12 protein-coding genes and 1 riboswitch are annotated in these 12,935 nt (G+C 70.3%); of the genes, 4 read left to right on the top strand and 8 right to left on the bottom strand.

Translation table 11 applies throughout. The features are described 5' to 3' along the window. Positions 1–4: 4 nt before the first annotated feature. Genes ACIA5G_RS40740 through ACIA5G_RS40730 form a run of 3 tightly spaced genes read right to left on the bottom strand, consistent with a single transcriptional unit; the run spans position 5 to position 1,938 of the window. On the bottom strand, positions 5–427 hold the full coding sequence (locus tag ACIA5G_RS40740; RefSeq protein ID WP_395933345.1) for an ASCH domain-containing protein: 423 nt from the start codon (positions 425–427) through the stop codon (positions 5–7). Next, entirely contained in the window at positions 424–1,386 is a 963-nt protein-coding gene (locus tag ACIA5G_RS40735; protein WP_395933343.1) for a 4-(cytidine 5'-diphospho)-2-C-methyl-D-erythritol kinase, read from the bottom strand. Before ACIA5G_RS40735 ends, ACIA5G_RS40740 begins: the two co-directional genes overlap by 4 nt. A 9-nt stretch (positions 1,387–1,395) precedes the next feature. Then, positions 1,396–1,938 (bottom strand): TetR/AcrR family transcriptional regulator, encoded by a 543-nt coding sequence (locus tag ACIA5G_RS40730; protein ID WP_395933341.1) that lies wholly within the window; start codon positions 1,936–1,938, stop codon positions 1,396–1,398. Positions 1,939–2,042: 104 nt separating this feature from the next. On the opposite strand from ACIA5G_RS40730, the gene ACIA5G_RS40725 reads away from it, so the two are divergent. Further along, positions 2,043–3,440, top strand: a complete 1,398-nt coding sequence (locus ACIA5G_RS40725; protein ID WP_395933339.1) for an MFS transporter — start codon at positions 2,043–2,045, stop codon at positions 3,438–3,440. 75 nt (positions 3,441–3,515) lie between these two features. Here ACIA5G_RS40725 and ACIA5G_RS40720 read toward each other — a convergent pair whose 3' ends face one another. From ACIA5G_RS40720 to metG, 5 genes are all read right to left on the bottom strand, one after another. Continuing rightward, the gene (locus ACIA5G_RS40720) at positions 3,516–4,529 is read right to left on the bottom strand and encodes a methionine ABC transporter ATP-binding protein (RefSeq protein ID WP_395933337.1); all 1,014 of its coding nucleotides are present in this window, start codon (positions 4,527–4,529) and stop codon (positions 3,516–3,518) included. A 193-nt stretch (positions 4,530–4,722) separates the two neighbouring features. After that, positions 4,723–4,829: riboswitch (SAM riboswitch) on the bottom strand. A gap of 136 nt (positions 4,830–4,965) precedes the next feature. Continuing rightward, on the bottom strand, positions 4,966–5,802 hold the full coding sequence (gene rsmA, locus ACIA5G_RS40715) for a 16S rRNA (adenine(1518)-N(6)/adenine(1519)-N(6))-dimethyltransferase RsmA (protein ID WP_395933335.1): 837 nt from the start codon (positions 5,800–5,802) through the stop codon (positions 4,966–4,968). Positions 5,803–6,169: 367 nt separating this feature from the next. Beyond that, complete coding sequence (locus ACIA5G_RS40710; RefSeq protein WP_395933333.1) at positions 6,170–7,594, bottom strand: transglycosylase family protein; 1,425 nt, start codon at positions 7,592–7,594, stop codon at positions 6,170–6,172. A gap of 209 nt (positions 7,595–7,803) precedes the next feature. Continuing rightward, on the bottom strand, positions 7,804–8,640 hold the full coding sequence (locus ACIA5G_RS40705) for a TatD family hydrolase (RefSeq protein WP_395933331.1): 837 nt from the start codon (positions 8,638–8,640) through the stop codon (positions 7,804–7,806). Positions 8,641–8,649: 9 nt separating this feature from the next. Continuing rightward, on the bottom strand, positions 8,650–10,446 hold the full coding sequence (metG, locus tag ACIA5G_RS40700; protein ID WP_395933329.1) for a methionine--tRNA ligase: 1,797 nt from the start codon (positions 10,444–10,446) through the stop codon (positions 8,650–8,652). A gap of 52 nt (positions 10,447–10,498) precedes the next feature. On the opposite strand from metG, the gene ACIA5G_RS40695 reads away from it, so the two are divergent. From ACIA5G_RS40695 to ACIA5G_RS40685, 3 genes are all read left to right on the top strand, one after another. Beyond that, positions 10,499–11,098: a PadR family transcriptional regulator gene (locus ACIA5G_RS40695; RefSeq protein WP_395933325.1), complete on the top strand. Its 600-nt coding sequence runs from the start codon at positions 10,499–10,501 to the stop codon at positions 11,096–11,098. A gap of 79 nt (positions 11,099–11,177) precedes the next feature. Then, a complete protein-coding gene (locus ACIA5G_RS40690; RefSeq protein WP_395933323.1) occupies positions 11,178–12,155 on the top strand; it encodes an ATP-binding cassette domain-containing protein in 978 nt (325 codons plus the stop codon). Continuing rightward, positions 12,145–12,909, top strand: a complete 765-nt coding sequence (locus tag ACIA5G_RS40685) for an ABC transporter permease (protein ID WP_395933320.1) — start codon at positions 12,145–12,147, stop codon at positions 12,907–12,909. The genes ACIA5G_RS40690 and ACIA5G_RS40685 overlap by 11 nt, the downstream gene beginning before the upstream one ends. Positions 12,910–12,935: the final 26 nt, after the last annotated feature.

The raw sequence follows: 12,935 nt of genomic DNA, 5'->3' as shown, positions 1-12,935 counted from the left end.
CCGCTCAGCCGATCCTTTCTTGGGGAGACGCTGCCACGACGACGAACCGCGTCGCCACAACCATGGTCGTGTCGTCCACGGTGAATTCCGGAGCCTTCAGCGCGGCGCGCATCTCGGCTCCCTGCCAGAAGTTCGTGTGCTCGGCGCGCCATTCGGCGACGCTCGAGTAGCCTTCGCCCTCACCAACCGCGTGCTCGATGTCCACTTCGGACAGTGGCAGGACGCGCACCTCGGTCGTCTTGATGACCGCGACCCCGGCGCCGGACGAGTCGAGCACCAGCTCACGCTCACCCACCGAAGGCAACGCCTCACCCTCCTGCTCGTATTCCACGAGCAGCGCGGTGGTCGTCGTCTTCGAGCCGTCGAGGATCGCCGCGACCAGCTTGTCCCGCAGTGGCCCGGGAAATCCGAACTGCGCGTGCTTCATGCGTGCACCCGCGGCGGCGCCGGCCGCGGCGCGTCGTCCCCGCCGACCACGCGGGCGCCGGGGACCGGGCCGTGCGCGACCCGCACCGTGCGGCACACGCCGGCGCCCGAAAGCTCGGCGGCGACCTCCACCGCGGCCTGCCCGTCTTCGCAGAGGAAGGCGCACGTCGGGCCGGAGCCGGAGACCGTGCCCGCGAGCGCACCCGCGTTGACACCGGCCCGGAGCGTGCGGCGCAGGCCGGGACGCAGCGAAACCGCGGCCGCCTGGAGGTCGTTGCCCAGCAGCAGCGCCAGCTGGCGCGGGTCACCCGAGGCCAGCGCCTCGACCACCGGGGTGTGCGAGCCGATGCGCGGCGGGTTGCCCTCCGCGCGCAGCCGGTCGAGCTCGCCGAACACCTTCGGTGTCGACAGGCCGCGCTGGTCGAAGGCCAGCACCCAGTGGAAGGTGTGCCGCGACAGCACCGGGACCAGGTGCTCACCCCGGCCGGTGCCCAGCGCGGTGCCGCCGTAAAGCGCGAACGGGACGTCGCTGCCGAGGCCGGCGGCGATCTCCGCCAGCTCGTCGCGCGTCACGTCGAGGTTCCAGAGCGAAGCGAGCCCGACGAGCGTCGCCGCCGCGTCGGCGCTGCCGCCCGCCATGCCGCCGGCGACCGGGATGCCCTTGCGCAGCACCACGCGGACCTTCGGCTCTTCGGTGCGGCCGACGTGCGCGGCCAGCGCTTCGACCGCCCGCCAGGCCAGGTTGGTGGCGTCCGCGGGCACCGATCCTTCACCCTCGCCGTAGATCTCCAGGCCGGGCTCGTCGGTGACGGCGACGGTCACTTCGTCGGTCAGCGACAGCGCCTGGAACACGGTGACCAGCTCGTGGTAACCGTCTTCGCGCAGGTCGTCGACCGAAAGGTGCAGGTTGACCTTGGCCGGGACCCGGACGGTGACTGGGGGCGGAACTACGGCGAGCACCCGACCAGCCTACGTGCCCGTGCCGGTCGTGCTCCGGCCAGGAGAAAGGACGTCCAGCGCAACGGCGAGCGCGACGGCCGGCGGTGTGCCCGGGCCACCCTCGGCGCTGTTGAGCTGGACGGCGACCAGCGCGAGCCGCGCCCGCAGATCCGCCTCGGGATCGGTGGCGCCGCCGCACAGCCGCTCGTGCAGCCGCAGCATCCGGTCGGCCAGGCCCGCGCCGGCCGCGATGGCCTTCAACGCCGACGTGTTGCGCTGGACCAGGCCCATCACCGGGCCGAACCGGTCTTCGACCAGCCCGGCGTACGCGGTGAGCAGCTCGGCCGGGCCCGTCTCGCGCGCCAGGAGGTCGTCGAGCGCGGTCCCCCAGTCCTCGAGGAGGCTCGAGACGATGTCCTCCTTGGTGCGGAAGTGGTAGTACAGCGCGGCTTTCGTGACGTTCAGGCGCTCGGCGATCTCCCGCAGCGAGCTGCCTTCGTAGCCCTGCTCGGCGAACAGCTCGAGCGCGACGCGCTGGATGCGCTCGCGCGTGTCGGTGCGCCGTCCGGCCATGCCTCGCTCCTCAGCTTACTTGACGGCCGACTAGCAATGACTTAGCTTGGCATTGCTAGTCGGCCGTCAAGCAATGCATCCACAGCCTACCTCGGGGGTCCACCATGACCACACTCGCGCCACCACGCGCCGTGAGCCGCCGGCTCGCCCTGGGCGCACTGGGCCTGGCCCAGCTCATGGTCGTGCTCGACACGACCGTCGTGAACATCGCCCTGCCGTCGGCGCAGCACGCGCTGGGCATGTCCGACACCGGCCGCCAGTGGACGATTTCCGCGTACACGCTGGCGTTCGGCGGCCTGCTGCTGCTCGGCGGACGGCTCGCCGACCGGATCGGCCGCCGCACCACGCTCCTCGTCGGCGTCGCCGGGTTCGCCGTCGCGTCCGCGATCGGCGGGGCGGCCCCGTCACCGGCGTGGCTGATCGGCGCGCGGGCCGCGCAGGGGGTGTTCGCCGCGCTGCTCGCGCCGTCGACGATGTCCTTGCTGACGTTGACCTTCACCGAACCACGCGAACGCGCGAAGGCGTTCGGGATCTTCAGCGCCATCATGATGTCCGGCTCCGCGCTCGGGCTCACCGTCGGCGGCGCGCTGACGGAGTTCCTCGACTGGCGCTGGAGCCTCTACGTCAACGTGCCGATCGCGGTGCTGGCCGGGCTGGGCGCCTGGTTCGCCGTGCCGGCGGTCGCCGGGCACCGGGAGACGAAGCTGGACTGGACCAGTGCAGTGCTCAGCTGCGGTGGGGTCGTCCTGCTCGTGCACGCTCTGTCCGAAGTGGCCGTGCTCGGTTGGAATTCGTTGGCAGTACTGGGTTCTCTCGTGCTTTCCCTCGTGCTGCTCGGCTGGTTCGTGCTCCGGCAGGCCCGGCACCCGCACCCGCTGCTGCCACTTTCAGTCGTGCGCGACCGGGCTCGCGCGATCGCGTACCTGACGATCGGGACAGCGTCGTTCGGCGCGTTCGGGATGTTCCTGTTCCTGACCTACCAGCTGCAGGTGGTGATGGGTTACGGCGCGCTCGCCGCGGCGCTGGCGTTCCTGCCGACGCTCGCCGCGAACATGCTGACGGCCACCCAGCTGTCCGGCCGGCTGCTGCCGCGCTTCGGCCCGCGGCCGCTGCTCGCCGGCGGGCTGTTCGTGCTCGGCTGCGGGCTCCTGCTCGCCACGCGGCTGACGCCGGACGCGTCGTACGTCCCGGTGATCCTGCCGATGCAGCTGCTGCTGGGCATCGGCGCCGGGCTGTGCATGCCGGTGGTGCTGAACGTCGCCACCCGCGGCGTCGAAGCGCGGGCCGCGGGCGCGGCGTCGGCGTTCGTGACGACGTCGCAGCAGGTGGGCGCGTCACTCGGGACGGCGGCGTTGAACACGATCGCCACCGCGGCGGCGGCCGGGGTCACCACGCCGTCGGCGACCGTCCACGGTTACACGACGGCGGCGGCCTGGGCGGCGGGCCTCGTCGGCGCAGCCGCTCTCACCGCACTGCTGGTCCTTCCGCGCGGCACCCGCTGACCAGCCGCCGGAAGCCGTTAAGGCCACCTTACGGGCGTCTGTCGCCCGTAAGGTGGCCTTAACGGCACTTCGGGGTCAGGCTGCCGCGACACCCTGGGGGCCGCGGGCGGTGTGCGTGACGTGGCCGCCGCGCTCGGTCACCCACGCCAGCGCCGCGTCGGCGCGCTCGCCGCGGACGCCGAGGCGGAAGCGGCCGACCGGGGTGTCGCCGATCCGGGTCAGCCCGCCGCCGATGGTGGCGAACTCGACGTCAAACCGGCCCGCGGCCTCCGGCAGCAGCGCGCCGACCGACGCGAAGCCGACCAGCACGACGTCGACCGAGCGGTCGTACCGCGCGGCCTGCGAGCGGGAGGTCTCGATGGCCGGCAGCAGCGCCTGCGCGGTGCGGCTGGCCGGGTCGGAGATCAGGTCGAGCACCGTGCCGCGCTCGACGACCGTGCCGTCCTCGAGCACCGCGACGTCGTCGCAGACCCGGCGGACCACACCGGCGTCCGGCGTCGTGATCACCACGGTGACACCCAGCTCGGCGCGGGCGCGGTCGAGCACGGTCAGCACCGCGCCGGCCTCCTCCGGGTCGACCCCGGCGGTCGGGTCGTCGGCCAGCAGCACGGCGGGAGCCGCCGCGAGCGCCTTCGCGACTGCGACGCGGCGAAGCTGACCGGCGGACAGCTCCGACGGGCGCTGCGCGGCACGCGGCGTCAGCCCGACGAGGTCGAGCAGCGAGCCGACCCGGCTGCGGCGCTGCGGGCCGTCAACACCGAGCTGCTCGAGCGGGGAAGCGATGTTGCCGGCAATGGTGCGTTCGGCGATCAGCTCCGGCTTGGAGCCGACCACGCCCAGCTGACGGCGGATTTCCCGCAGGCGACGGCCGTCGAGGGTGCCAGTGTTGAGGCCGTCGAGCCGGACGACACCACGGTCGGGGCGCTCCTGGAGCGCGATGCAACGGGCGAGAACGGACTTGCCGGAACCGGCGGGACCGACCACGCCGAACAGCGAGCCGGCCTGGACGTCGACGCTCACGTCGCGCAGCGCGACGACCGAATTTCCGTTGGTGGCAAAGGACTTGGACAGGTTTTCGACGGTGATCACGAAGGCTCCAGAAAACGGGGCGCGCTCTCTCGGAGGCGCCCGGCCGCAAGCGAAGTCCGTCCTTTATGGACGGTGCAAGAAGAAGAGGTGGACCGGCTCGGGAAAGCTCAGTTGGAGCGTCGACATGCGGTCACGGAGCGGCGGCCTTCGTCGACTACGCGACGCCTGGTCAGCAGCAGGGGGCGAGCTACCCTCTTCATCGGAAACGGCCTCCATCGGTCCTGGCGGTAGCACCTGCCCTGTGGAGGGTGGTTGCTGCGACTTCGGCGAGCCAGGTCTCTCAGTCGCTCGGGATGGACATACTGAGTAAACCGATCCCGCAGAGCGAACGCAAGCCCGTTGGCCCAGATCACACGTCTGGAGGCGTCCGGATGGCGAGACGAGCACTCCGGAAGACGTCGACCGGCGCCGCCCGGCCGATCTCCACAGTGGACGTCTAGCCGGCGGCGGCGATCCGGGCGAAGTCGTGGACGTCGAGCTGCTCGCCCCGCGTCTTCGGGTCGATTCCGGCGGCGACCAGCAGCTCGCCGGCCCGCTCGGCCGAGCCCGCCCAGCCCGCGAGCGCGGCGCGGAGCGTCTTCCTGCGCTGTGAGAACGCGGCGTCGACGAGCCGGAAGAGCCGTTCCCGATCGTCGGACGCGGGCGCGTCACCCCGCTCGAAGGCGACGAGCGCGGAGTCGACGTTGGGTACCGGCCAGAACACCGAGCGTGGCACCGCGGCGACCTTGCGCGCCGGGCCGTACCAGGCGAGCTTGACACTCGGGACGCCGTAGATCCGGCTGCCCGGGCCGGCCGCCATCCGGTCGGCGACCTCGGTCTGGACCATGACGAGGCCGGACTTCAGCGACGGCACCTCGGCGAGCAGGTGCAGCACCACCGGCACGGCGACGTTGTAGGGGAGGTTGGCGACAAGCGCGGCCGGCTCCGGGAGTTCGGCGTTGGTCACGCGCAGCGCGTCGGCCTCGATGACGGTGAGGCGTTCGGCCGCTTCGGGCCCCCGCTCGGCGACGGTCTTCGGCAGCCGCTCGGCGAGCACCGGGTCGATCTCGACAGCCACGACCCGCGCGCCGGTGGCGAGCAGCCCCAGCGTCAGCGACCCGAGCCCGGGCCCGACCTCGAGCACGACGTCGTCCGGCCCGAGGTGCACGAGCTCGACGATCCGGCGGACGGTGTTGGGATCGTGCACGAAGTTCTGCCCGAGCTTCTTCGTCGGCCGCACGTCCAGCTCGGCCGCCAGCCCGCGGATCTCGGCAGGTCCCAACAGTTCAACCACCGGCAGAGCCTACCGAGCGGGTCGGCTCGCGCACCTGGACGGTCGGTTCACGTACCCGGAGGGTCGGCTCGCGTACCCGGAGGGTCGGTTCACGTACCGGGACGGAGGACTCGCGTACTCAGGTGGACGACATGCGTACCTGGACGGACGACTCGCGTACCTGGAGGGTCGGCTCGCGTACCTGGAGGGTCGGCTCGCGTGATCGGAGCCGGGACTCGCGTGATTGAAGGCGGGACTCGCGTGATTGGAAGGGCATCACATGTGATTGGAAGGGCATCGGCGTGATGCCCCTCCAATCACGCGTGATGCCTCTCGGGACACGCGAAACGGCCCCCGCGGAGCGGGGGCCGTTTCGGAAAAGCAGAGGTCAGGCCTTCTTGCCGCAGACCGGCCAGGCGCCGTAACCGCCGCGGGCGTCGCGGACCTTCTCCGCCACCGCGATCTGCTGCTCGCGCGAAGCCTGGTGCGGGAGGTTCGCGTACTGGTCGCCGCCGTAGGCGTCCCAGGTGCGCTTGTCGAACTGGAGGCCGCCGTAGTAACCGTTGCCGGTGTTGGTGGCCCAGTTGCCGCCCGACTCGCACTGCGCGATGCGGTCCCACGAGGACGCGTCGCCGATGACCGGGTTCGCGGGCTTCTTGGTGCCGACGTGGATGATCTTCGGCTTGGCCTCGGTGATGACCTGCTCGGAGACGCTCTCGCGAGCGACCTCCTTGCCGTTCTTCTGCGTGACCTTGTAGGTCACCATCTTCTCGCCGGGCGTGCCGGGGTCCTCGACCTCGGTCTTGCCCTTCTCGAGGTTCGGGTCGTCGACCTTCTGCTCGGGCGGGTCGATGGTCTCCTTCTGGACGACCGTCGAGACGCCGGTGCGGCTGATGTGCACCTCGGCGCCGTCGGTCAGCTTGACGTCCAGACCACCCTCGGCCTGGTCCTCCGGACCCAGGGTGAGCTTGTACTCGCCCAGGAACTCCTTCGTGGTGACCGCGGTGCTGGTGACCTTCTTCGGCGCGTTCGCGCCGTCGTACAGCGTGATGTTCTTGAGCGTCTTGATCTCGACGGTGGCGCCCTGCAGGGGCAGCTCGCCGTCCTTCGGCATCGACATCCACGTGCCGGGCTTGTCCATGCCGGCCATGCCGAGCTGGCTGAGCGCCTCGCCGAGGTGGGTCGCGCGGACCCAGGAGGTGTGCTCCGCGCCGTCGACGAGCAGCTTCAGCTGCCGGCCGCGCTCGAGCTTGATGACGCCGCCGTCGCCGACCTCGGCCTGCGGGGACGGGGAGAGCGAGTCGTGCGCGCCGACGGACAGGCCCGCGTCCTCGAGCACCTCGCCGACGGTGTCGCCGAAGGAGTGCACGGTCTGCTGCTGGCCGTCGACGTCGACGGTGACGCTCTTGTTCATCGCCAGCGCGGCCGCGCCGCCGCCGGCGACGCTGATCATGACGCTGAGGACGGCGCCCTTGAGGAAGCGGCGCTTCCAGACCTTGCTGGTCTGGCGGATGCTCTCGTCCATCGCGGCCCGCTTGGCCTGCGGGGACGCGGTCCGGTCCGCCTCGATCTCGTCCGGGATGACGATCGGCGGCAGGAACGTCGTCTCGGCGTTGATGAGGCGGATCAGCTCGTCGACGTCGACGTCGATCTCGGCCATCATCGCGTCGGCGTCGGGGCCGAGCGCGGCGAGGATGTCCTGCTGCGTGATGTTCGGGTCGTCGGAGAAGTCGAGCTGGCCGTAGGCGGTGTCCTCGTAACGACGATCGAGGACGGCCGCGGAGCGCGCTCCAGCCTGTCTGCTACCTGTCACCGGGGATCGTTCCCTTTCACGAGACGGCGGTCGGGGGCGCCGTCTCTACGACTGGGCGTGACGATCGGAAACTGCTGAACGCAGTACCGACCGGCACGATCACGGGACAGTAACGGGTCCCGCCGGGTTGCGCAAACACCCCCCGGAGTGTCGTGATCCCCGTCACTCCATCAGGTGGACGATCAAGGAACCCTGATGTCGCAATGCGTTCAACCCGTTGTGACGCTGGGGAGTCGGTAGACCCGCTCGGCAGTGGTCCGGACCGCTTCGGCGACTTCGTGGACAGCTTCGCCCCTGAGCGCCGCCAGGTGACGGACGGTGTAGGCGGCGCCATAAGGCTCGTTCGGCCGCCCACGGAACGGGTGGGGGGTCAGGAACGGCGCGTCGGTCTCGACGAGGTACTGCCCCGGTGGGCACAGCCGCGCCGCCTCGTGGAGCCCCTTCGCGTTCTTGAACGTCACCGTGCCGGCGAACGAAAGAACAAAACCGGCGTCGACGCACTTGCGGGCCATTTCCGCGTCGCCGGAAAAACAATGGAAGATTACGGCATTCGGCGCATTCTCTTCGGCCAGGATGCGCAACACGTCGTCGTGGGCCTCGCGGTCGTGGATCATCAGCGGCTTGTCCAGCCGCTTCGCGAGGTCGATGTGCCAGCGGAACGCCTCCTGCTGGGCGTCGTGGGGCGAGTAGTCCCAGTAGTAGTCGAGGCCGGTCTCGCCCACGGCGACCACGCGCTCGTGGCCCGCCAGGCGCTCCACTTCGGACTTCTCGGCCTCGCCGAACGCCTTGGTCCGCGTCGGGTGGATCGCGACCGCGGCGAACACCCGGGGGTCCCAGGTCGCCGCCTCGGCCGCCCAGCGGGCGGAGGCGAGGTCGTCCGCGACCGTGACGACGCGGGCGACCCCGGCGCGCTCGGCGCGGTCGACCATGGCCGTGACATCGGCCGCGGTGACCGCGCCGCACGCGTCGAGATGGGTGTGCGCGTCCACCACCGACACCGGGAGCCGGTCCGGGACCGGCGGCAGCTCGCGCTTCTCGTCACCCATGCATACCTCTTACTCCTTGACGATCGGCGCCCACTCCGGGCCGGTCTCGCCGAGCGCCGGGTCGAGCTTGGTGAACAGCGGCGACGGCTTCTGCAGGGGCTTGCCGACCTCGATCGGCTTCGACTCCCACTTGGCCTGCTCGCCTGCGTAGTCGCCGGTGAGGATCGGGTTGACCCGGCCGGCGATGTCGAGGTCGTCGACCTCCTTGAGCTCCGGCTGGGCAGCCCAGACGCCGGTGCCGCCGAGGGCCTCGTGGACCTTCTGGGCCGAGTGCGGCAGGAACGGCGTCAGCAGCGTGTTGGCGTCCGAGACGACCTGCAGCGCGGTGTGCAGCACGGTGTCGCGCCGCGTGGGGTCGTCCTTGAGCTTCCACGGCTCCTGGTCGGAGATGTACTTGTTCGCCGCGGTGACGACCTTCATCGCCTCGCTCGCCGCCAGCTTGAACCGGGACCGGGCCAGGTGCGCGCCCGCGGTGTCGAAGGCCTTGCGCGACAGCGCCTTCAGCTCTTCGTCGGCCGCCGTCGGGGCCTCCGGACGCGGAATGGCGCCGACGTTCTTGTGCGCCATCGAGATGGACCGGTTGACCAGGTTGCCCCACTCGTTGGCCAGCTCGAAGTTGGTCCGGCGGACGAACTCGTCCCAGGTGAAGTCGGTGTCCTGGGTCTCCGGGCCGGCGACCGAGATGAAGTACCGCAGCGTGTCCGGGCCGAAGTCGCGCAGGAAGTCCTCGACGTAGATGACGCGCCCGCGCGAGGTCGAGAACTTCGAGCCGCTCATGGTGAGGAACTCGCTGGAGACGATCTCGTCCGGCAGGTGCAGCTTGCCGTACTTGCCGGGCTCGCCGCCCTTGTCACCCTCGCCGTTGTGGCCGAACAGCAGGGCCGGCCAGATCTGGGCGTGGAAGGTGATGTTGTCCTTGCCCATGAAGTAGTACGACCGGGCGTCGGGGTTGTTCCACCACTCCTGCCACGCGTCCGGGTTGCCGGAGCGCCGCGCCCACTCGACGCTGGCCGAGAAGTACCCGATCACCGCGTCGAACCAGACGTAGAACCGCTTCAGCGGCTGGTCGCGCCAGCCGTCGAGGGGGATCTTGACGCCCCAGTCGAGGTCGCGGGTGATCGGCCGGGGCCGCATGTCGTCGATCAGGTTCTTGGTGAAGTTGAGGACGTTGGGGCGCCAGTCGGTCTTGGTGCCCAGCCAGTCACCCAGGGTCTTGGTGAACGCCGGCAGATCAAGAAAATAATGCTCGGTCTCGACGAACTTCGGCGTCTCGCCGTTGATCCGCGACTTCGGGTTGATCAGCTCCGCGGCGTCGAGCTGGTTGCCGCAGTTGTCGCACTGGTCGCCGCGCGCGCCGTCGTACCCGCAGATCGGGCAGGTGCCCTCGACGTAACGGTCGGGCAGCGTGCGGCCGGTGGACGGGCTGATCGCCCCGCGCGTGGTCTTCGGCACGACGTAGCCGTTGCGGTGCAGCGCCAGGAAGATCTGCTGCGTCACCTCGGCGTGGTTGCCGGTCGTGGTCCGGGTGAACAGGTCGTAGGACAGCCCGAGGCCCTGCAGGTCGTTGCCGATCTGACGGGTGTACTTGTCCGCCGTCAGCTGCGGGGTGGAGTCCTCTTTGTCCGCCTGGACGGTGATCGGGGTGCCGTGTTCGTCGGTGCCGGAGACCATGAGCACCCGGTTGCCGGCCATTCGCTGGTAGCGGGAGAAGACGTCGGACGGGACGCCGAATCCGGACACGTGGCCGATGTGGCGGGGGCCGTTGGCGTAGGGCCAGGCCACCGCGGTCAACACAGGGGTGCTCATACCTTATTAGCCTACGGAGGGCGTCACGCGCTTTGTCGAGAGGGAGGCCCGGTTGTCGGCGACACGGTTGCTCGTGCTCGGAGTGGTGCGGATGTACGGCCGCGCGCACGGCTACCAGGTGCGGCGCGAGCTGCTCACCTGGTCCGCGGACAAGTGGGCCAACGTCCAGCCCGGCTCGATCTACCACGCGCTGAAGAAGATGACCGCCGAAGACCTGCTGGAACAGGTCGACGTCGAGCCGGGCGAGGGCGGTCCGGACCGGACCGCCTACCGGCTCACCGGCGAGGGCGAGCAGGAGTACCAGGTGCTGCTGTCGAAGGCGCTGTCCGATCACGAGCTCAACCACCCGGACCTGTCGGCGGCGATCTCGCTGATGACCACCCTGCCCCGCGCGCGCGTGATCAACCTGCTCCGGCACCGGCTGGTGCACCTGCGGGCCGAACAGCAGCAGGCGACGTTGATGCTGGAAGAGCTGAAGGTGAACATGGGGCAGGGCACCCCCGAGCACGTCGGCGAGCTGTACCGGCTGTGGGGCGGGATCACCGACACGAGCCTCACCTGGCTCGAAGGCCTGATCGCCCGGCTCGAAGCGGGCGAATACGTGATGGCCGACGAGTCCGGGGACGCCTTCGGCGAGCCGCCCGCTCGGTAATCAAGTTTGACTAGCGCACTCTTCTGGTGCACAGTGAGCACCTTGGCTAGTCAATCTTGACTACTGGAGAGGGGATCTCATGATCACGGCACGCGGTCTCGAGCGGCGGTTCCGCCGCAAGGGCCGCACCGGGGGCGAAGTACACGCGGTGAAGGGCGTCGACCTCGACGTCGAAGCGGGCGAGCTGGTCGGCTTCCTCGGCCCGAACGGCGCTGGGAAGACGACCACCCTGCGCATGCTGACCACGCTGCTGAAGCCGACGGCGGGCACCGCGACCGTCGGCGGCTGCGATCTGCTCGCCGACCCGCTGGGGGTGCGCAAGCGGATCGGCTACGTCGCCCAGGGCGGCGGCAGCGCACCCGAAAGCAAGGTCGCCGACGAGCTCGAGCTGCAGGGGCGGCTCTACCGGATGACCAAGGCCGACGCGATCGCGCGCGGCGCCGAGCTCGCCGAGCAGCTCGACCTGCGCGGGCTCGACCAGCGGCTGACCAAGACGCTGTCCGGCGGGCAGCGGCGCCGGCTCGACATCGCGCTCGGGCTGATCCACTCGCCGGGCCTGGTGTTCCTCGACGAGCCGTCGACCGGGCTCGACCCGCAGAGCCGCGCCAACCTGTGGGAGCACATCCGCCGGCTGCGCGCCGCACAGGGCGTCACGGTCTTCCTGACGACCCACTACCTGGACGAAGCCGACGCGCTGTCGGACCGGCTGATCGTCATCGACGACGGCCGGATCGTCGCCGAGGGCACGCCGGACGCACTGAAGGCGCAGGTCAACGGCGACCGCGTCGAGGTCGGGGTCGACCCGGAAGCGGCCGCGGACGCCGCCGAAATCGCGGGACGGCTGACCGGCGCGCACGAGCTTTCCGTGACTGAGGGGACCGTCCGGTTCCGGGTGCCGCGCGGCGACGTCGCGCTGCCGGACCTGCTGCGCGCGCTGGACACGAAGAGCATCACGATGCGGTCGGTGCAGGTGCACCGACCGACCCTGGACGACGTTTTCCTGACCCTGACCGGGCGCTCGCTGCGCGAAGCGGAGGAGGGCACCCGTGCTGCATGACACCTGGCTGATCTTCCGCCGCGACATGGCCGCGGCGCTGCGCAACCCGACCTGGGTGCTGATCGGGATCATGCAGCCGCTGCTGTACCTGTTCCTGTTCGGCCCGCTGATGGTCAAGGCGATGCAGGCCCAGGGCCTGTCCGAAGTGGACGGCTGGATGCTGCTCACCCCGGCGCTGATCGCCCAGCTGGCGTTGTTCGGCAGCTCGTTCGTCGGCTTCGGGCTGCTGGCCGAGTACCGCTCCGGTGTGGTCGAGCGGTTCCGCGTCACCCCGGTCAGCCGCGGGGCGCTACTGCTGGGCAAGGTGCTGGCCAACGCGCTGCAGGCCGTGGTCCAGGCCGTGCTGATCATCGTGCTGGCGTACCTGGCGTTCGACCTGGACGCGCCGGTCGGCGGTGTGCTGCTGAGCCTGGTCATCGTGTTCCTGCTGGCGGTGTCGCTGGCGTCGTGCTCCTACGCGCTGGCGCTGACGCTCAAGAGCGAGGAGACGTTCCCGGCCCTGCTCAACGCCGTGCTCATCCCGCTGCTGCTGCTTTCCGGGATCCTCCTGCCGATCACGGCCGGGGTCGCGCCGAAGTGGCTGTACACGATTTCCCAGATCAACCCGTTCCGGCACGTGGTGGACGTCGAGCGGAACACCTTCCGCGGCGACTTCACGACGGACGCGTTGTTCACCGGCAGCGTCGTGGTGCTCGTGATGGCGGTGTTGTCGGTGTGGTGGGGCACGCGGACGTTCCAAAAAGAAAACGCCTGATCAACCGCGTGTGAGTCACTGCGGGT

The organism is Amycolatopsis sp. NPDC051758, assembly GCF_044453095.1.
GTDB lineage: Bacteria > Actinomycetota > Actinomycetes > Mycobacteriales > Pseudonocardiaceae > Amycolatopsis.
This window is presented reverse-complemented; position numbering and strand designations above follow the sequence as displayed.